The following is a 17,886-nucleotide window of genomic DNA, read 5'->3' as shown; positions in this document are numbered from 1 at the left end:
GCAAGGGCAAACTGCGGCGCGGCGCCGCTTTAGCGCCTCGACACAAACTTGTAGCGCGATCGAAGCGCGTGTGCGGCTCAGGCCGCGACCGCTTTCCTGATCCAGACCTTGTTGTCGTGGAACGCGGCGCCGCCAATCGGCGCGATCGTGTCCGCGCCCGTCAGCATGTTGATGCCGCGGTCACCGATATGGTTCTTGTTGGGATGCACGGATTCCGCGATCAGCACACCCCGCCGCACGCCCTCGAACAGCGTGGCGATCAGCGTGGTCTCGCCGCGGGTGTTGCCGAGCGTCACGGCGTCGCCATCGGCGATGTCGAGCGCGGCCGCATCCAGGGGATGGATCATCACGCTCGCCTTGCCCTCACGCGCTTGGGAGGACGGCGTCTCGTTGAAGGTGGTGTTGAGGAAGCTGCGCGACGGGCTCGTGGCAAGGCGGAAAGGATGGGCCTGGTCGGAATGCTCGATCACCGCCCAATGGTCCGGCAGCGACGGCATCTTGTCGAAGTCACCCATCTTCTGGCCGAACGGCGGATGCGCCCAATCGGCCTTGAAGTGGAATTTCCTGTCGGCATGGGCGAAGCCGTCGAGATAATGCGACGTGCGGAAGTCAGGCTGCAGGTCGCGCCAGAGGTCGGCTTCGAGACCAGCAATGTCGCCGTGGTCGCTCAGCTTCAGCGTCGCGTCGATCAACTCGCGCGGCGTCCGCTCGAACCCCGGATGCCTGGCGCCAAGCCGCGGCGCCAGCGCCTGTAGCACCTCGTGGTTGGAGCGGCATTCTCCGGGCGGGTCGATCAGCTTCGGCCCGACCGAGATGTGCTGGTGGCCGCCGCCGTAATAGAGATCGTCATGCTCCATGAACATCGTCGCGGGCAGCACGATGTCGGCTATCTCGGCGGTCTCGGTCATGAACTGCTCGTGCACCGCGACGAACAGATCCTCGCGCGCAAAACCCTGCCGCACGAGTGCCTGCTCCGGCGCCACCGTCATCGGATTTGTGTTCTGGATCAGCATCGCCTTGACCGGACCCTTGCCGTGCAGGGCCTCGGAATCGCCGGTGAGGATGCGGCCGATCTGCGACTGGTCGAGCGCGCGGATGGTTGGGTCGATGGCGTCATGGCCTTCGATGATGGATTCGTTGAAGTGCCACAGCGCGTAATTGTTGAAGAAGGCGCCGCCGCCTTCATATTGCCAGGCGCCGGTCACCGCGGGAATGCAGTTCGCGGCATGCATCTGCGCCGCGCCGTTGCGCGAGCGGGTGAAGCCATAGCCGAGCCGGAAGAAGGCCCGCTTGGTCTCGCCGACCAGTTTGGCAAAAGCCTCGATCTCCGCTACCGGCACGCCGGAGATCGCGGAGGCCCATTCGGGCGTGCGCGTCTTCAGATGCGCCTCGAGCTCGCCAGGGCAGTCGGTGTACTTGTCCATATAGGCGCGATCGGCATAGCCGTCGCGGAACAGGACATGCATCACGCCGCAAGCGAACGCGCCGTCGGTGCCGGGCCGCAGGATGATCTTGATATCCGCCTGCTTCATGGTCTCGTTGTCGTAGATGTCGACGGCCGCGATCTTGGCGCCGCGCTCCTTGCGCGCACGGGCGGCGTGCGTCATCACGTTGACCTGCGTGTTGACGGGGTTGGTGCCCCAGATCACCACCAAATCGGACAGCGCCATCTCGCGCGGATCGACGCCGGCGATCTTGCCGGTGCCGATCGCGAACCCGATGCGGCCAACGTTGGCGCAGATGGTCTGATAGAACCGCGAATATTTCTTCACATGCGTGAGGCGGTTGAGGCCGTCGCGCATCACCAGCCCCATCGTGCCGGCGTAATAATAGGGCCAGACCGATTCCGCACCGAACTCGCGCTCGGCCTGGTTGAAGCGATCCGCGATCTCGTCCAGCGCCTCGTCCCAGCCGATCCGGGCGAATTGGCCGGAGCCCTTCGCACCCGTTCGACGCAGCGGATACATCAGCCTTTCAGGATGATGGATGCGCTCGGCATAACGGGCAACCTTGGCGCAGACCACGCCGGCCGTATAGGTCTGCTTTTTCGAACCGCGGACACGACCGATGCTGCGTCCCTCGAGCACCTCGACATCGAGGGCACAGGCCGACGGGCAATCATGCGGACAGGTCGAATGGCGGATTTCGATCTTGGCGTGCTGGTTCATGTCCAATTTGGTAACACCAAAATACCCCTCAGCCGAGGGTATTTATCCGGCAACGCCCATGCGATTTGCTCAGACCGTGTGCGCCGCCGGTTCCTGCCGCGACCGCGAAGAGCGGCGCCGCCACACCGAAAACCGCCCGATATTCCAGGCACCATCGGTCTTGTGAGGCGTCGACAGTCCGCCTCCCTTGCCGCTACAGTGCCCAACAACAAGAACGACATCAGGGAGGTGGGTGTGACGGCCCGACAATTCATGCTGGCGCTGGCCGTCGGCCTGCTCAGCGCGTCCTCCGCAAGCCCGTCCCTGGCGCAGGACTATCCCAACCATTCGGTCCGGATCGTCGTGCCCTTCGGCGCCGGCGGGCCGGCCGATGTCGCGGCCCGGCAGATCGGCAACGCGCTCCAGGAGAGTTTTGGCCAGCCCTTCGTGATCGAGAACCGCACCGGCGCGGGCGGCGTCATCGGCACGGTCGAAGCGGCGAAGTCGCCCGCAGACGGCTACACGCTGCTGATGATGTCCAACACCCAGACCGCGAACGAATCCCTGCTGACGCCGGATAAACGCAAATACGAGCTGATGCGCGACCTCGCGCCGATCGCACCGGTCAACTCTTCCGATCTCGTCATCGTGGTGAACCCGCAAGTCGCAGCGAAGACGCTGCAGGAGTTCGTCGCGCTCGCCAAGTCGCAGCCGGGCAAATTGAACTACGCCTCCTCCGGCCAGGGCACGCCCTATCACATGGCCGGCGAGCTGTTCAAAGCCATCGCCGGCATCGACCTTGTCCACGTGCCCTATCGCAACAGCGGCGAGGCACGCAGCGGCGTGATCGGCGGGCAGGTGCAGATGATGATCGACGCCGTGCCGGCGATGGCGCCGAACATCGGCGAGAACCAGGTCCGCGCGCTCGCGACCACCGGCAAGCAGCGCTCAGCGGTGCTGCCGAACGTGCCGACCGCGATCGAGGCGGGGGTCGCGGGCTACGAAGCCACGATCTGGCTCGGCCTGATGGCGCCGGCCGGCACGCCGAAACCTGTGATCGACAAGCTCAATGCCGCCGTGAACGCAATGGTGAAGCGGCCCGACATCGTCAAGCTCTGGACTGCGCAGGGCGCGGTGCCGATGTCAATGACGCCGGAGGAATTCGACAAATTCCTGCGCGGTGACATCGAAAAATGGGCCGACGTGGTCAAGAAGTTCGACAAGTCCTGAGGCTGTAGAGCGACAATGCCTACCATTCAATTCCAGCTCAACGGCACGGCCGCGGCCGTGGATGCCGATCCGGATCAGACGCTGCTCGACGTGCTGCGCAGCCGGCTCGGCGTTACAAGTACGCATTTCGGCTGCGGGGCCGGCGAGTGCGGCGCCTGCCATGTCATGGTCGACGACCGAGCGATGGCCTCGTGCGACCTGCCGATGTGGTCGGTCGCGGACAAGGACGTCGTCACGGTGGAAGGCCTCGGCACAGCGGAGCAACCGCATCCGCTGCAACGCGCCTTTATCGCCGAACAGGCGATGCAATGCGGCTATTGCGTCTCGGGGATTCTGATCAGCGCGGCGGCTTTGCTGAAGCGCAATCCGTCGCCGACGGAGGCGGAGGTGAGAACCGCGCTTGATCGCAATCTATGCCGCTGCGGATCGCACAACCGCATGGTCCGCGCCGTGCTGCGGGCGGCGTCGGAGATGGCGGAAACATGAGTGCGCCGTCCCCTGCCCAAACACTGCCGGTCAGCCTTGCGGCCAATCCCATGCTGTCATCCTGGGTGAAGCTCATCGGCGAAGGCCGCGTGGCGATCTCGCCCGGCAAGGTCGAGATCGGCCAGGGCATCGTCACGGCCCTGGCGCAGATCGCAGCAGACGAACTCGACGTCGATATTGGCCGCATCGAGATGATCCGCGCCTCCACGGCGGCAAGTCCGAACGAGGGCGTCACCTCGGGCAGCCTTTCGGTCCAGCAATCCGGCCGGGCGCTGCGCCACGCCTGTGCCGAGGTCCGCCAGCGCTTCCTCGCCGCGGCATCTGAGCGTCTCGGTGTCGATGCGTCCCTGCTCGATATCCATGACGGCACGATCTCGGGCCCCGGCAATGTCAGGACCAGCTATTGGGAGTTGGCCGGTGACGTCTCGCTCGACCACGACGCCAAAGCGGGCGCGACAGCGAAGATCGTCGCCAAACGCATCGTCGCCGGACATTCGGTCCAGCGCGTCGACATTCCCGACAAGGTGTTCGCACGGCCGCGCTTTATCCATGACTGTCCGCTGCCGGACTTGCTGCACGGACGCGTGCTGCGGCCGGAGATTTCCGGCGCCAGGCTGATCGCGCTCGACGAGACCGCGACGCGAGCCGTTCCCGGCCTCTTCGCGATCGTCTGCGACGGCGGCTTTGCCGGCGTGGTTGCCGACGGCGAGGCAGCGGCGGAAGCCGCGCTGAAAGCCTTGCGTAAGGGGGCGACATGGTCGGCTGGCGAGCCGCTGCCCGATGAAGCTGATCTCGCCGGATTCCTGAAGAGCCAGCCGGTCGAGACCACTGTCATCGACACCAGGACCTCTGCAGCAACGATAAAGAAAGCTGCTCGCACCCTCCGCCGGCAATACATCCGTCCCTACATCGCGCATGCCTCGATCGCGCCGTCCTGTGCGATGGCCCGATGGGACGGCGATCACGTCCACGTGTGGACTCACAGCCAGGGTGTCTATCTGCTGCGCGCCGACCTAGCTATCGTGCTCAAGCTGCCGGCAGCAAACATCGTCGTCGAGCACATGGAGGGCGCCGGCTGCTACGGACACAACGCGGCCGATGACGTCGCGCTCGATGCCGTGCTGCTGGCGAAAGCGGCTGCCGGCGGCCGTCCCGTGCGGGTGCAGTGGTCGCGCCACGACGAGATGGCCCACGCACCGTTCGGCGCGGCGATGGCGATCGAGATCGAGGCCGACCTCGATGCGAACAACGAGATCGTCGGTTGGCGCCACGCGATCTGGAGCAACGGCCACGCAGCGCGGCCAGGGCGCGCGGCACAGCCCGCGCTGCTTGCCGCAACCGAGATTACGAACCCCTACCCGCGCATGATCTCGACCAATCCGCCCGCGGCCAATGGCGGCGGCGGCGACCGCAACTCCGTTCCGCTCTACGACCTCGCGGCCTGGACGGTCACGAGCCACCGGCTGCTGACCATGCCGGTGCGGACCTCGGCGCTGCGGACGCTTGGCGGACAAGGCAATGTGTTCGCCATCGAGTCCCTGCTCGACGAGATCGCCGCCCTCCGCGGCGAAGACCCGATCGCGTTCCGCCTGCGCCATCTGCGCGACGAACGGGCAAAGGAGGTCATTCGCGCGGTGGCACGACGCGCGCAATGGAAACCGCAAAAGAAGTCCGGCATCGGTCACGGCGTCGGCTTCGCCCGCTACAAGAACACCGGGGCCTATTGCGCCGCGATTGCGGAGATCGAGGGCACTGACAACATCCGCGTCAAGCGGCTGATGCTTGCGGTCGATGTCGGCGAGGCCATCAACCCGGACGGCGTCATCAACCAGATCGAGGGCGGCGCGATCCAGGCGACAAGCTGGGTTCTGAAGGAACGCGTCCGCTTCGACCGCACGCGCATCACATCGACGTCCTGGACCGACTATCCGATCCTCACCTTCAGCGAGGTGCCAATGGTGGATGTCGAGATCGTCCAGCGGCCGGAGATCGAGCCGGTCGGCGCCGGCGAGGCCGCGCACGGCCCGGTGACGGCGGCGATCGCGAATGCCGTTTACGATTGCCTCGGCGTGCGCGTGCGCGACCTGCCGATCACCCGCGACAAGATCATTGCAGCCATGGAGCAGGCGTCGTGACGACAGTGAGCATTTTGAGTGGAGGCGCGGCGCAAGGCCTGGTGCGCGGCCTCGGCGATCCCTTCAAGACGCAGACCGGCTTCGGCATCGACGGCGAGTTCGGCGCGGTCGGCATCATGGCGAACAAGCTGCGGGCGGGAACGGCGGCCGATCTCGTCATCCTGACGCAAGCGCTGCTTGCAAAGCTTGCCGAAGAGACGCTCGTCATCCCAGCCTCGATCTCGGATGTCGGGCGGGTCGAGACCGCGCTCGCGGTCCGCAGCCGCGACCCCAAGGTGACCGTGAAGACCGAGGCCGATTTGCGCGAGGTGCTGCGCAGCGCTGACGCGATCTACGTGCCGGACACGAAAGCCTCGACTGCGGGACAGCACGTCGCAAAGTTGCTGGATCAGCTCGGCATCGCCTATGAGGTCGCTTCGCGCCTCAAGATCTTTCCCAACGGTGCGACCGCGATGCGAGAGCTTGCGGCGTCTACCGCCGCGCATCCGATCGGCTGTACACAGGCCACCGAGATCATCGCGACCGACGGCATCGCGCTGTCAGCAGCGCTGCCGCCGGGCTGCGAGCTCATGACGATGTACACGGCCGGCGTGACCACGCGGGCCGTACATCCACAAGAGGCGGCCGCGCTGATCGCGTTGCTGACCAGCGCAGACCGCAGGGATCTGCGCCAGCGCGCCGGCTTTGCAGGCTAGATAATCGCCCTATGTGTGCAACTGGGTGAGACCGGTCGGCGGACCGTCGACGGCGGTCCAGCCACCATCGACAAACAGTGTGCTGCCGCTGACATAGCTCGCGGCGTCCGAGGCGAGATAGGCGACGGCTGTCGCGACCTCGTCGGCGCTGCTCCAGCGGTTGAACACGGTATGGCCGGCGTAGAGATTGTAGATGTCGGGACGCTGCTTGAACGGGCCGGTCAGCGCGGTCTCGGCGATGCTCGGCGCGATCGCGTTGACGCGCACGCCGGAGCGTCCAACCTCCGAAGCAAAGCCCTTCACCAGCAGGCCGATGGCGGCCTTGGTCGAGCCGTAGACGCCAAGGCCCGGCTCGATAGTCACCGCCCGCACCGAGGAGCAGGCAATGATGCTGCCGCCCTTCTGCTCGACCATGATGCGGCCGAAGGCCTGGAAGAACCAGACCGTGCCCTTGATGTTGAGGTTGAGGACGCGGTCGAGATCCTCCTCGGTGTAGTCGAGGATGGTCTTGCGGATGTTGAGCCCGGGCGTCGTCACCGCGATGTCGAGCCGCGAAAATTTCTGCATCACGGTCTTGGCCAGTGCGTTGACGTCCGCAGCGCTCGCCGCGTCACACGCAGCCGCCTCGGCCCAGCCGCCCTTCTCACGAATGCCGGCGGCGGTTGCTTCCGCAGCGTCAAGCGCACGATCGGCGCAGACGACCCGGGCACCAAGCCCGGCCAGTGCCTCGGCCGACGACTTGCCGATTCCGGAGGCGGCGCCCAGCACCACGGCTGTCTTGCCGGTGAGATCGAAGAGCTTGCGATAGTCAGTCACGGATAGATTCTCCCTGCGTTGCTGCTAGCCCTTGTAGCCCATCAGCAGACGGGGCAGCCACAGCGAGAAGGCGGGGACGTAGGTCACGAACATCAGAGCTGCGATCAGGGCGGCGTAGAACGGCAGGATGGTGCGCATCACCGCGCCCACCGAGATGCCGCCGATGGCGCAGCCCACGAACTGCGTCGTCCCGACCGGCGGGGTGTTCAGCCCGAGCGCGCAGTTGATCAGCATCAGCATGCCGAACTGCACCGGATCCATTCCCGCCTTCATCGCGATCGGCAGGAAGATGGGCGTGCAGATCAGGATGGTCGCGGCCATGTCCATGAACGTGCCGAGCACGAACAGAATGACGTTGATGAGCAGGAAGATGACCCAGGGCTGGTTCGAGACCCTGCTCATCATCTCGCCGGCGAAGTCGGCCACCTCGTAAAGCCCCATTAAATACTGGAACATAGTGGAGACGCCGATCAGCAGCAGCACCACCCCCGTGGTCTTCACCGCCTTGGCCGCCGCGCGCAGGAAGTTCAGCAAGGTCATGGTGCGGTAGATGAAGAACGTCAGCAGGATCGTGTAGGTGACCGCGACGGCCGCGGATTCGGTCGCCGTGAACACGCCCGACAGGATGCCCGCCAGGATGATGCCGACGATCAGAAGGCCGGGCAGAGCGGCCGCGAACGAGCGAAAAACCGCGGGCCAGCCCGGGAACTTGCCGGCCGGATAGCCGCGCTTCACCGCGACCCCGTAAGCGGCGACCAGCATGCACACCATCAGCACCAGCGCCGGCAGCAGGCCGGCGGCGATCAGCGCGCCGATCGAGACCTTGCCCCCGGCGGCGAGCGCATAGATGATCATGTTGTGACTCGTCGGCATCAGCGCTCCGACCAGCGAAGCATGGGTTGTGACGTTGACGGCGTAGTCGGTGTCGAACCCTTCTTTCTTCATCATGGGGATCATCACCGCCCCCATCGCCGACACGTCGGCCACGGGCGAGCCGGACACGCCGCCGAATAGCGTGCAGGCGACCACGTTCGACATGCCGAGCCCGCCGCGGATGTGTCCGACGAGATTCTTGGCGAGTTGCACGATCTTGTCGGCGACGCCGCCATGCAGCATCAGCTCACCGCTGAAGACGAAGAACGGGATGGCGAGGAAGGAGAAGATGTTCATCCCCGACATCATCTGCTGGAAGATGACCGCGACCGGCAGGCCTTCGTAGAGGATGGTGCAAATCGCCGAGAGGCCGATCGCGAAGGCGACGGGGACGCCGAGGACGAGGAAGCCGAAGAAAGTGGCGCCGAGAATGATCAGTTCCATGAGGGGACGACCTCTTCGCCGCGCAGGAGAGCGATGATGTGCTCGATTGAAAAGGAGACGATCAGGACGCCGGAGGCGATCAGCGGCACGTAGCGGATGACCTCGGGCAGGCCGAGATTGGGGATCTTCACCGTTCCGACCGAGGCTCCGAGGATCCAGCCGTTATAAGCCATCGCGAGGCCGAACCCGGCCACCAGGACGTGGATCACAAGCTCGATCTTCTCCCGCGCATGATCCGGCAGCATCACCAGCAAACTGTCCATGCCGATATGTCCGGCATCGCGCACGCCGACCGCGGCGCCGATCAACGTGACATACAGGATCAGAACCAACGCAAGGTTCTCCGTCCAGGTCGGGCTGGAATTGAGCACGTAGCGTCCGAACACCTGGTAGAAGACGATGGTGACGATGACGAGCAGTCCGGTCACCGACAGATACATCCCCAGCCGAGCGACGGGAGCATTGATCCGGGACAGCAAACCGGTGGACGGGCGTCCGGCTACGTCCAGTTCGTGGTCTGCGACGTGAGGGTCTGTCATCCAAGTCTCCTTGCAAGTCTCCTTGCGCGCCTCCAACGCGTCGGTCCGGCGTCGCCAGTCGGCGCGCCGGACCGACGCTATGGTCTTACTTCGTGTCCTGGATACGCTTGACGAGGCCCTTCAGCTTCTCGTCACCGGCGAACTTGTCGTACACCGGCTTCATCGCGTCGACGAATTCCGCCTTGTTGGCGATCGTCACGACCTGAACACCGGCCGCTTCGACGGTCTTGCGGGACGCCTGCTCGCGCTCGTCCCAGAGCTTGCGCATGACGGGAACCGATTCCTTCGCCGCCTTGCGGACCATCGCCTGGTCCTCCTTGCTCAGCGTGTCCCAGACCGTCTTCGACATCACGAGAACTTCGGGCGCCAGGGAGTGCTCGGTGACGTTGTAGAACTTGGCGGCCTCGAAATGGCGCGAGGACTCGTAAGACGGCCAGTTGTTCTCGGCAGCGTCCACCAGACCGGTCTTGAGAGCGGTATAGACCTCGCCGTAGGGCATCGGCGTCGGATTGGCCCCGAGGCTCTGGATCATGCCGACCCACAGATCGGATTGCTGGACGCGAATTTTCAGACCCTTGACGTCCGCGAGCGACTTGATCGGTGCCTTGACGGTGTAGATGGACCGGGCGCCGCTGTCGTAATAGGCGAGGCCGATCAGGCCTGCGGGTGCCATGGCCGCCAGGATCTCGTCGCCGATCGGCCCGTCAAGAACGGTGCGCATGTGCTGCGTGTCCCGGAAGATGAAGGGCAGGCACAACGCGATCGTTTCCGGCACGAAGTTGTTCAAGGGCGATGCGTTGATCCGCATCATGTCGAGTGCGCCGATCTTGAGCTGCTCGATGGTGTCCTTCTCGGAGCCCAGCGCACCGTTGGGGAACACCTTCACGCCGAGCTTGCCGCCGCTCGCCGCTGCGAGCTGCTTGCCCATGAACTTGACGGCCTCGACGGTCGGATAATCGGCGGGATGGATGTCGGCGGAACGGAAATCGCGTGCGGTCGCCAAGGGGGCTGAGACCGCCAGCAGAGCGGCTGCGATGACGCCGGTAAGTATCTTCATCTGAGCTTCCTCCTGAGTTGATTATGTCGTTGGGCAGAGCTGCGGGCCGCCTTGGGTCGCTCCACTTCCGGTGTGAAGTCAAGCGCCATTGTCGTCCCTAGGGCGCGCGGCATTCTCTGTCCAAGCTAAATCCGGCATCGATCAATGCTAGAGTTGCATCGATGGATCAAGCCGGCTTTGGGCAGACAACCGGCCCATCGTCCAGTTTTTCCGAAATCATCTGGTCCTCTGGCGCGGGAAGCGTTCGTGGGCGTTGCTTGACGACGCCGGTGCGGCCCCCTCAAGATGCTCCAAAACAAAATGGACCATCCCGAGGAATGCCCATGCCGCGGAAGTTGATCGACATCTCCGTGCCGCTCAGAAACGACGTGACGGCCGATCCGCCGGGCAATCACCCGGCGATCCAGTACATCGATCACCAGCAGGGCCTGCCGCGGATGCTGCAGTTCTTCGACGGCCTCACGGCGCAGGACCTGCCGGACGGCCAGGGCTGGGCGGTCGAGCAGGTCTCGCTGTCGACTCATAACGGCACGCATCTCGATGCGCCCTGGCACTTCCATCCAACCATGAATCGCGGCGAGCGGTCATGGACGGTCGACGAGGTGCCGCTGGAATGGTGCTTTCAGCCCGGCGTGAAGCTCGACTTCCGTCATCTCCCCGACGGCTACGTGGCGAGCGCCGACGACGTCGAGAAGGAGTTGAGGCGGATCGGGCATGCGCTGTCGCCGCTGGAGATCGTCGTCGTCAACACCGCCGCCGGCGCCAGGTTCGGCCAAGCCGATTATGTCAGCTCGGGCTGCGGCATGGGCTATGAGGCCACCATGTATTTGCTCGAACGCGGCGTGCGGCTGACCGGCACCGACGGCTGGAGCTGGGACGCGCCTTTCGTCCATACCGCGAAGAAATACGCCGAAACGAAAGACGCCGGCCTGATCTGGGAGGGCCACAAGGCGGGGCGGCACATCGGCTATTGCCATCTCGAGAAGCTGCACAATCTCGACCAGCTGCCTTCGACCGGGTTCACCGTCTCGTGCTTTCCGGTGAAGATCGAGCGGGCCTCCGCAGGCTGGACCCGCGCCGTCGCGATCATCGACAGCTAGCTGTCGAGCCCGCTCTCGGCGAGTTCGCGCAAGGCATCCATATCGAGCACGACGATGGCGCCGTGCTCGAGGCGAACCCAGTTGCGGCCCGCCCAGGCGCGCAATTGCTTGTTGATGCTCTCGCGCGTCATCCCCACCATCTCGCTGATCTCCTGCTGCGTGATGACGAGCGTGCCGCTGCCGGAGTCGAACTTGCGCTCTTCGGTGAGCCCCAGCAGCGCGCTCGCAAGCCGGCCCGGCAGATTTTGCAGGATCACCTGCTCGACCTGCTGGCTGGTCCAGCGCAGGCGCGCGCAGAGCAGCTCGATGAATTTCATTGCGAGCGCCGGTTGGCTCTTCACGAACGGCAGGAAGTCCCGGCGATCGATGATGTAGAGCTCGCAATTGGTGTTGGCGGTCGCATCGGCCGACCTGGGGGCGCCGTCGAGCACCGCGATTTCGCCGAAGATCTCTCCGGGACCGATCAGATTGAGAATGGCGTTACGGCCATCGGGCGACGAAGAGGAGATCTTCACCGTCCCCGTGATCACCGCAAACAGGTTGTTGCCGGGATCGCCCTTGGCGGCGATCGTCGCGCCGCGCTTCACCGTGGTGTGCTTGGCGTAACGGCAGAGCTGATCCAGCGCCTCCGGCCCCAGATCCGCAAAGATCGGGTGCTTGCGCAGGACCGATAATTTATTTCCCGCCGCTTGTCGGGGGTCGTCGCCGGTCTTGTCCTGAGGCACGCCACTGGGCTCCTAAGACTGCGAGGCACTGGGGTCCCTGCGTAGTCAGTGTAGCCCAGTTTTTCAACCGGAAAGCATGCTCCCTATTTGAGGCAAACGCGGCGAAAATGCCGCGGTCAGGCGTGAAGCCGGCAGCCGAAGGATGAGCCAATGCGTCCTAGGCGATGCAGAGTTGCAGGCGCCGCACGCCGCCTTGCGTTGAGGCGCTGCCAACCCTCCCGCACTCGCACGGCATAACCCGCGCCGCGGGCGCCGCAAATGCGACCGTGATCTCAGGAGCTTCGACGCTTGACGTCTGACTTGAGCGGGCCTGCGCTGGTTTGCCGGTCTGCCCAGGCCAGTGCCCCGGCGAATGTGACAAAGATTGCCACGACAATGATGCTCATAAGCAAGGCGTCAGCAGGCATGATGCCCTCCCCTGTGGTTTCAGGCATTATTCGGGGCACGCGGCCGAATGCATTGATCCCGATCAAAATCGAGCCGCGCTGCGTCGGAATCAGGCTGCGGCCAAGGCCTCGACCTTCGCCGGATCGAGCAGGCTGATCCCGCCATGAATGATCTCGATCACGCCGTGGCGCTCCAGCTTGGTGAACGTGCGGCTGACGGTCTCGATGGTCAGGCCGAGGTAATCGGCGATGTCCTGGCGGCTCATCGGAAGCGGAACCGTGTCCGACGCCGCCTTCAGCGAAACCAGCCGCTCGCGCCAGCCGAGCAGAAAGGCCGCAACCTTTTCGTCCGCCGAACGGCGGCCGAGCAGGACCATGTGGTCCCGGGCCTGGTTCAGCTCGCGAATTGCCAGCTCGTTGATCCGCCTGAGGAGGTGCAGCCGGTCCTCGATGAAACGGCCGAAGGGTGCCTTCGCGAACTGGCATACGGTCACCGCGCCGATCGCATCGGCCGAAAAATTGTGCCTGCCCGAAATATTCATCCCCAGGAAATCGCCGGGCAAGGCAAAGCCCACGATCTGCCGGCGGCCGTCGGGCAGCAGCTTGTACAGCCGCATGACGCCCTCGAAGAGATTGTAGAACGAGGTCGTGATGTCCTCCTCGGAGAACACAGTCTCGCCCGAGGAAAAATGGACGCGCCGGCCGAGATGCTCGAATTCCCGAAGCTCGACCGCATCCAGCGACGAACAAACCGCTGATGCGCGGACGGCGCAATCGCTGCAGAGCTGCCAGTTCGGCTCAATCGTGACTACGGGCTTCATCGACCGCTCCAAGCGCCGGCTGCCCATCAGGCCCACTCCGTCGCGCGGATGCATTTTACTGCACTGCGCCAAAGCCGGTTGACCCAGATCAATTTTGGAGGGAATCCCCGCCCTATTGTTCTCCCGGACTTAAACGGGGTCACTTTACATGCTGCAAGGCACGCTGCGTCACGGGTTGGTCGGGTTGCTTCTGATGACGCCTGCCCTGGCGGCCCCGACCGCCGAACAACGCGGCAAGGCCTTTGCGCGCGCCAATTGCGCCCGCTGCCACGCGATCGACCGTGCGTCGAACAGTCCGCTCAAGATCGCACCGCCGCTGCGAGCCCTGCACCAGCGCTATCCGATCGAGAGCCTTGGGGAGGCGCTGGCCGAGGGCATCAACACCGGCCACGCCGACATGCCGGCCTTCGAGCTCAGTCCGGACCAGATTCACGATCTCCTGTCCTACCTCAAGACCCTGGAATAGCCGCCCTCATACCGCTTGCACCGTCCAGCCGATCAGCTCCTTCGCGATGCGCGTGAAGGCCGTGTCGAAGGCCGCGACCGCCGCGGCCGGTTCGACCTTGTCGAGCTTTTCGCTGGTCTCGATGAGACGCGAGGCGACCACCTTGCCGTTCTTGTCGACGATCCGTGCCGACAGGCCGATCTCGACCCGTGTCTCTCCCTCGGTGGCGATGCGGAAGCGCCTGATGTCGATCAGCAGCTGATAGTCCGCCTGCCCGAGATCGGCCGTGCGCAACGGCGCGTGGGCGATGTCGTAGTTCTCGAAACTGTCGATCAGCCGCGCCTGCACCAGCTTGGGAATGCTGTCGGCCCAGAGGAAATTGGCAAAACCCGGATTGTCGCCGCCAGGCGCAAACAGCATGCGCTGGGTCTGGAGCATGGCGACCGCTGTCGGCTCGGGGATGGTCAGTGACGCCGCGAGCGTCTTGCCGGCCGGACCGAGGTCCTGCGGCGTGCGCAGGTCATAGGTGACTTTCTGCGCCGGCGTTCCGCCGCCGGTCATCTTCTCCAGGCCCGCCAAAATGCCGTCAATCTTGCCGGTGTTGCGCGCAAGCCCGTCCGAGAAGGTCTTGAGATTGGCGATGGTGTCCTTCAGCGGACCCGAATTGTCCTCCAGCACGGTGTCGACCCGCCGCAGTGCATCACGCGCGGCCTGCGTCATGCTCTGCCCCGCTCCGGCCTCGGCAATCAGGGCCAGGGGCTCGCCGGATTTGGTGACGATGACGCCTCCCTCCAGCGTCACCACCGGCACGCCGGTCAACCCTTGGAAATCAAGCCCGACCTTGCTGTCGGCGCGCACCGGGGTGGTTGAAGCAACCGATATCGTCGCATTAACGAAGCGTGGATTGTCCGGCGCAAGCCCGAGCTGGGTGACCTCGCCTACGCGGATTCCGTTGAACAGCACGCCGGCGCCGACCAGAAGACCGGGCACCGGGCCCTGGAATTGCACGTGATAGCTCGTGCGCGGTCCGATGCCGCCGGTGTTGTTCAGCCAATAGACGAAGCCGAACACAGCGAGGATCGCCGCCAGGACGAAACTGCCGATCAGCACGTAGGGAGCGCGGGTTTCCATGTCTCATCTCATCTCGTGTTGCAGCATCTGCGAGCGCTTGCCGTGGAAATAGGCCCGCACCCAGGGATGCTCGGATTGCAGCAGCTCGCGCATCGGACCGATCGCCACGATCTTGCCGTCGGCGAGCGCCGCGACGCGATCACAGACCGTGGTGAGGCTCGCCAGATCATGGGTGACCATGAACACGGTGAGGCCGAGGGTCTTTTGCAGGGTCCCGATCAGCGCGTCGAAATCGCCCGCAGCGATCGGATCGAGACCTGATGTCGGCTCGTCCAGGAACAGGATCGGCGGATCGAGCGCGAGCGCGCGCGCCAGCGCGACGCGCTTGGTCATGCCACCGGACAGCTCCGCCGGATATTTATCGGCGTCCTGCGCCCGCAGCCCGACCATTTCGAGCTTGGCGATCGCGATCTCATCCATCAGCTCCTGCGACAGGACGAGATTTTCACGGAGCGGAAACTGGATGTTCTGCCGGACCGTCAGCGAGGAGAACAGCGCGCCCTGCTGGAACAGGATGCCCCATGTCGTGGCGGCGCCTTCGATACGGCCGCCGATCGGCCGTCCCGTAACCTCGATGGTCCCGCCTTGGCGCGGGATGAGGCCGATGATGGTTCGCATCAACACCGACTTGCCACCACCGGACGCCCCCACGAGCCCGAGGATCTCACCCCGGCGCACGTCGAGGGACAGATGATCGAGCACGGTCTGCCGGCCGAAGCCGACCACGAGGTCGCGGACGCGGATCGCGAACTGCTCTTGCGATTCGCCCATGATCACATTCCGATCGAGGCGAAGAAGATCGCGAACAGGCCGTCGAGCACGATCACCAGGAAGATCGACTTGACCACCGACGTCGTGGTCTGTCGTCCCAGCGACTCGGCGCTGCCCTTCACGCGCAAGCCCTCGCTGCAGGCGACTACTCCGATCACCAGCGCCATGAACGGCGCCTTCAGGATGCCCACCTCGAAATGGGTGACCGAGATCGCCTCGTGCAGCCGCGCGATGTAGATCGCCGGCGCCATGCCGCCATAGAACTGCGCGACCAGGCCGCCGCCATAGAGTGCGGCGATCGATCCGATGAAAGCAAGGATCGGCAGCGCAATCACCAGGGCCGCAACCCGCGGCAGGATCAGGACGTGGACGGGATCGAGGCCCATGGTCGACAGCGCGTCGACCTCCTCGCGCATCTTCATCGAGCCGAGCTCGGCGGTGTAGGCGCTTCCCGAGCGGCCGGCGACCATGATGGCGACGATCAATACGCCGAGCTCGCGCAGCACCAAAATGCCGACCATGTCGACGGTGTAGGACTCCGCGCCGAACCTGCGGAAATGGAAAAATCCCTGCTGGGCGATGATGGCGCCGATCAGGAAGGTGATCAGCACGACGATGGGGATGGCCTGCCAGCCGATGCGGTAGAGCTGATAGATCAGCGATGTCAGTCGCAGCGAGCGCGGCCGGCGCAGCACGCCGATCAGGGCCATGAACAGCGCGCCCAGCATTTGAAGAAAGATCGTGATGTCTTCGCGCGCGCCGACCGTGGACTTGCCGAGATCGTTCAGCCTGAGCAGAACAGGGTTGGGTGCAGGCGCCGGCGGCGGGGTGTGGCGGTTGACCTGACGCACCTCGTCCATCAGGCCACTGAAATGGTCGGCGACACCGATAAACTCGGCCGACCTGCCGGATGATGAAGCCCTGCGCGACAGCTTCTCCAGGATCCAGGCGCCGAGCGTGTCGAGCGCGCTGACGCCCGACATGTCCAGGGTCACGGCTCTGGATTGATCGACATCAGCCCCGACCGACCGGGACAATGTCTCCAGCATCGACACGTTCGCAGCAATCCACGGCCCTTCCGGGCACAATTTCAGCTCTTCGCCGGAGGGCGTTGCCAGCAACAGCGGTTCGGAGTTCACGCTTCCACCTCATCGGGACAACCGGGTCCCCATTCAGCCGGTCATTCTAGGCCAGCATGTGGCAGCCGGTTTGACCTGTCTCAAGACCACGACGCGTCTGCCTTCTTGACGCAAATCAAGCCCGGTCGGGCCGGTGAGTCCTAGGTTTGTTTCCATTAACGGGGAAATCAGATTCATGTTCGACAGCGACAGGATGAGCGAAGAACTGCGCACGCTGAAGCTTGACGTCACACGCTTGCTGAGCACGGCCGGCGAGGAGATGTTCGACAGTTCGAAAGACCGCGCGGAGGCGCTTGCCGATCAGATCAGGGCCGCGCTCGCCGAGCTCGGCGAGACCGTCGACGAGGAGCAGCAGCAGCTTCAGGGCCTCATTGCGGACCGCCCGATCACATCATTGGCCTCGGCCTTCGCGCTCGGCGTGGTCGTCGGCTTCATGCTGCGGAGGCACTAGGTGAACACCGAAAATGTCGTCAAACATCTGCGTGTGCTCTGGCGTACCGACAGGATCATCGCGGACATCAGGCTGCGCCACCTGCTGATCGGCCTAGGCCTGCGCGCCTTTGCGGCGCTGATCGCCGCGTTCGGGCTCCTGATGCTGGAGCTGTCCGCCTATTTCGCACTGGTGCAGATCTGGAGTGCCATTGGCGCGGCGGCCATCCTCGGCGCCGTCAATTTTGCCATCGCCGCAATTCTCTTTGTGATTGCCGGCCGGCCTCCTGCAGGCCGCGACATCGAACTCGCCAACGAGATTCACGGCGCATCCATCGAAGCACTTCAGCTCGAGGCACGCACATTCCAGGCCCAGGTGTCGGCGGCCGTGCACCATCCGCTCGGCACGATCGTGCCCGTGCTGGTGCCGCTGATTGCGGTCCTGGTCAAGACTTTGCGGAGACCGGCCAAGGACTCCGCCGCGGCAAATCCGGCCGAAGCGCGCTCATAGCAGGCG

The 17,886-nt window shown here is 64.5% G+C and carries 18 protein-coding genes; 8 read left to right on the top strand and 10 right to left on the bottom strand.

From position 1 onward, the window contains the following. Window positions 1–77: 77 nt before the first annotated feature. A complete protein-coding gene (locus IVB41_RS27350; RefSeq protein WP_247437037.1) occupies window positions 78–2,168 on the bottom strand; it encodes a molybdopterin-dependent oxidoreductase in 2,091 nt (696 codons plus the stop codon). Window positions 2,169–2,420: 252 nt separating this feature from the next. Here IVB41_RS27350 and IVB41_RS27345 point away from each other — a divergent pair, with 252 nt between their 5' ends. The 4 genes from IVB41_RS27345 to IVB41_RS27330 are packed head-to-tail and all read left to right on the top strand — an operon-like array spanning window position 2,421 to window position 6,693. After that, window positions 2,421–3,377: a tripartite tricarboxylate transporter substrate binding protein gene (locus IVB41_RS27345; RefSeq protein ID WP_247438172.1), complete on the top strand. Its 957-nt coding sequence runs from the start codon at window positions 2,421–2,423 to the stop codon at window positions 3,375–3,377. A 15-nt stretch (window positions 3,378–3,392) separates the two neighbouring features. Beyond that, window positions 3,393–3,863: a (2Fe-2S)-binding protein gene (locus tag IVB41_RS27340; protein WP_247437035.1), complete on the top strand. Its 471-nt coding sequence runs from the start codon at window positions 3,393–3,395 to the stop codon at window positions 3,861–3,863. Next, the gene (locus IVB41_RS27335; protein ID WP_247437033.1) at window positions 3,860–5,998 is read left to right on the top strand and encodes a molybdopterin cofactor-binding domain-containing protein; all 2,139 of its coding nucleotides are present in this window, start codon (window positions 3,860–3,862) and stop codon (window positions 5,996–5,998) included. Before IVB41_RS27340 ends, IVB41_RS27335 begins: the two co-directional genes overlap by 4 nt. Next, a complete protein-coding gene (locus IVB41_RS27330) occupies window positions 5,995–6,693 on the top strand; it encodes a substrate-binding domain-containing protein (protein ID WP_247437032.1) in 699 nt (232 codons plus the stop codon). Before IVB41_RS27335 ends, IVB41_RS27330 begins: the two co-directional genes overlap by 4 nt. A 9-nt stretch (window positions 6,694–6,702) precedes the next feature. Here IVB41_RS27330 and IVB41_RS27325 read toward each other — a convergent pair whose 3' ends face one another. The 4 genes from IVB41_RS27325 to IVB41_RS27310 form a co-directional block, all read right to left on the bottom strand. Further along, a complete protein-coding gene (locus IVB41_RS27325; RefSeq protein WP_018454805.1) occupies window positions 6,703–7,509 on the bottom strand; it encodes an SDR family NAD(P)-dependent oxidoreductase in 807 nt (268 codons plus the stop codon). A 24-nt stretch (window positions 7,510–7,533) separates the two neighbouring features. After that, the gene (locus tag IVB41_RS27320; RefSeq protein ID WP_247437029.1) at window positions 7,534–8,826 is read right to left on the bottom strand and encodes a TRAP transporter large permease; all 1,293 of its coding nucleotides are present in this window, start codon (window positions 8,824–8,826) and stop codon (window positions 7,534–7,536) included. Continuing rightward, entirely contained in the window at window positions 8,817–9,365 is a 549-nt protein-coding gene (locus IVB41_RS27315) for a TRAP transporter small permease (protein ID WP_007612645.1), read from the bottom strand. Before IVB41_RS27315 ends, IVB41_RS27320 begins: the two co-directional genes overlap by 10 nt. Before the next feature lie 85 nt (window positions 9,366–9,450). Beyond that, window positions 9,451–10,422 (bottom strand): TRAP transporter substrate-binding protein, encoded by a 972-nt coding sequence (locus IVB41_RS27310; RefSeq protein ID WP_027566713.1) that lies wholly within the window; start codon window positions 10,420–10,422, stop codon window positions 9,451–9,453. A gap of 323 nt (window positions 10,423–10,745) precedes the next feature. On the opposite strand from IVB41_RS27310, the gene IVB41_RS27305 reads away from it, so the two are divergent. After that, window positions 10,746–11,522 (top strand): cyclase family protein, encoded by a 777-nt coding sequence (locus IVB41_RS27305; RefSeq protein ID WP_247437027.1) that lies wholly within the window; start codon window positions 10,746–10,748, stop codon window positions 11,520–11,522. On the opposite strand, the gene IVB41_RS27300 is transcribed toward IVB41_RS27305, so the two are convergent. Together IVB41_RS27300 and IVB41_RS27295 are read right to left on the bottom strand one after the other, a co-directional pair. Next, a complete protein-coding gene (locus IVB41_RS27300) occupies window positions 11,519–12,247 on the bottom strand; it encodes a Crp/Fnr family transcriptional regulator (RefSeq protein ID WP_027566711.1) in 729 nt (242 codons plus the stop codon). The genes IVB41_RS27305 and IVB41_RS27300 overlap by 4 nt on opposite strands. A gap of 496 nt (window positions 12,248–12,743) precedes the next feature. Then, window positions 12,744–13,454 carry a helix-turn-helix domain-containing protein gene (locus tag IVB41_RS27295; protein WP_247437024.1) on the bottom strand — a complete coding sequence of 237 codons (711 nt, stop codon included), beginning with the start codon at window positions 13,452–13,454 and terminating at the stop codon, window positions 12,744–12,746. 148 nt (window positions 13,455–13,602) lie between these two features. Between IVB41_RS27295 and IVB41_RS27290 the strand changes: the two genes are divergently transcribed. Further along, a complete protein-coding gene (locus IVB41_RS27290) occupies window positions 13,603–13,920 on the top strand; it encodes a cytochrome c (RefSeq protein WP_247356556.1) in 318 nt (105 codons plus the stop codon). Window positions 13,921–13,926: 6 nt separating this feature from the next. Here the strand turns inward: IVB41_RS27290 and IVB41_RS27285 are convergent, their stop codons facing one another. From IVB41_RS27285 to IVB41_RS27275, 3 genes are read right to left on the bottom strand one after another with little or no spacing between them, the layout of a single operon-like run. Next, the gene (locus IVB41_RS27285) at window positions 13,927–15,030 is read right to left on the bottom strand and encodes an ABC-type transport auxiliary lipoprotein family protein (protein ID WP_247437023.1); all 1,104 of its coding nucleotides are present in this window, start codon (window positions 15,028–15,030) and stop codon (window positions 13,927–13,929) included. Window positions 15,031–15,033: 3 nt separating this feature from the next. Further along, on the bottom strand, window positions 15,034–15,801 hold the full coding sequence (locus IVB41_RS27280; RefSeq protein WP_247437021.1) for an ABC transporter ATP-binding protein: 768 nt from the start codon (window positions 15,799–15,801) through the stop codon (window positions 15,034–15,036). A 2-nt stretch (window positions 15,802–15,803) separates the two neighbouring features. Next, window positions 15,804–16,940, bottom strand: coding sequence for an ABC transporter permease (locus tag IVB41_RS27275; RefSeq protein WP_247437018.1), 1,137 nt, complete (start codon window positions 16,938–16,940; stop codon window positions 15,804–15,806). 175 nt (window positions 16,941–17,115) lie between these two features. Here IVB41_RS27275 and IVB41_RS27270 point away from each other — a divergent pair, with 175 nt between their 5' ends. Beyond that, the gene (locus tag IVB41_RS27270) at window positions 17,116–17,391 is read left to right on the top strand and encodes a hypothetical protein (RefSeq protein ID WP_027566706.1); all 276 of its coding nucleotides are present in this window, start codon (window positions 17,116–17,118) and stop codon (window positions 17,389–17,391) included. Continuing rightward, window positions 17,392–17,880, top strand: a complete 489-nt coding sequence (locus IVB41_RS27265; RefSeq protein WP_247356550.1) for a phage holin family protein — start codon at window positions 17,392–17,394, stop codon at window positions 17,878–17,880. It abuts the gene before it with no gap. Window positions 17,881–17,886: the final 6 nt, after the last annotated feature.

The sequence above is a fragment of the Bradyrhizobium sp. 44 genome (assembly GCF_023073095.1).
Lineage (GTDB): Bacteria > Pseudomonadota > Alphaproteobacteria > Rhizobiales > Xanthobacteraceae > Bradyrhizobium.
Note: the sequence above shows the minus strand (reverse complement) of the source record. Positions and strands in the feature narration are given on the sequence as shown.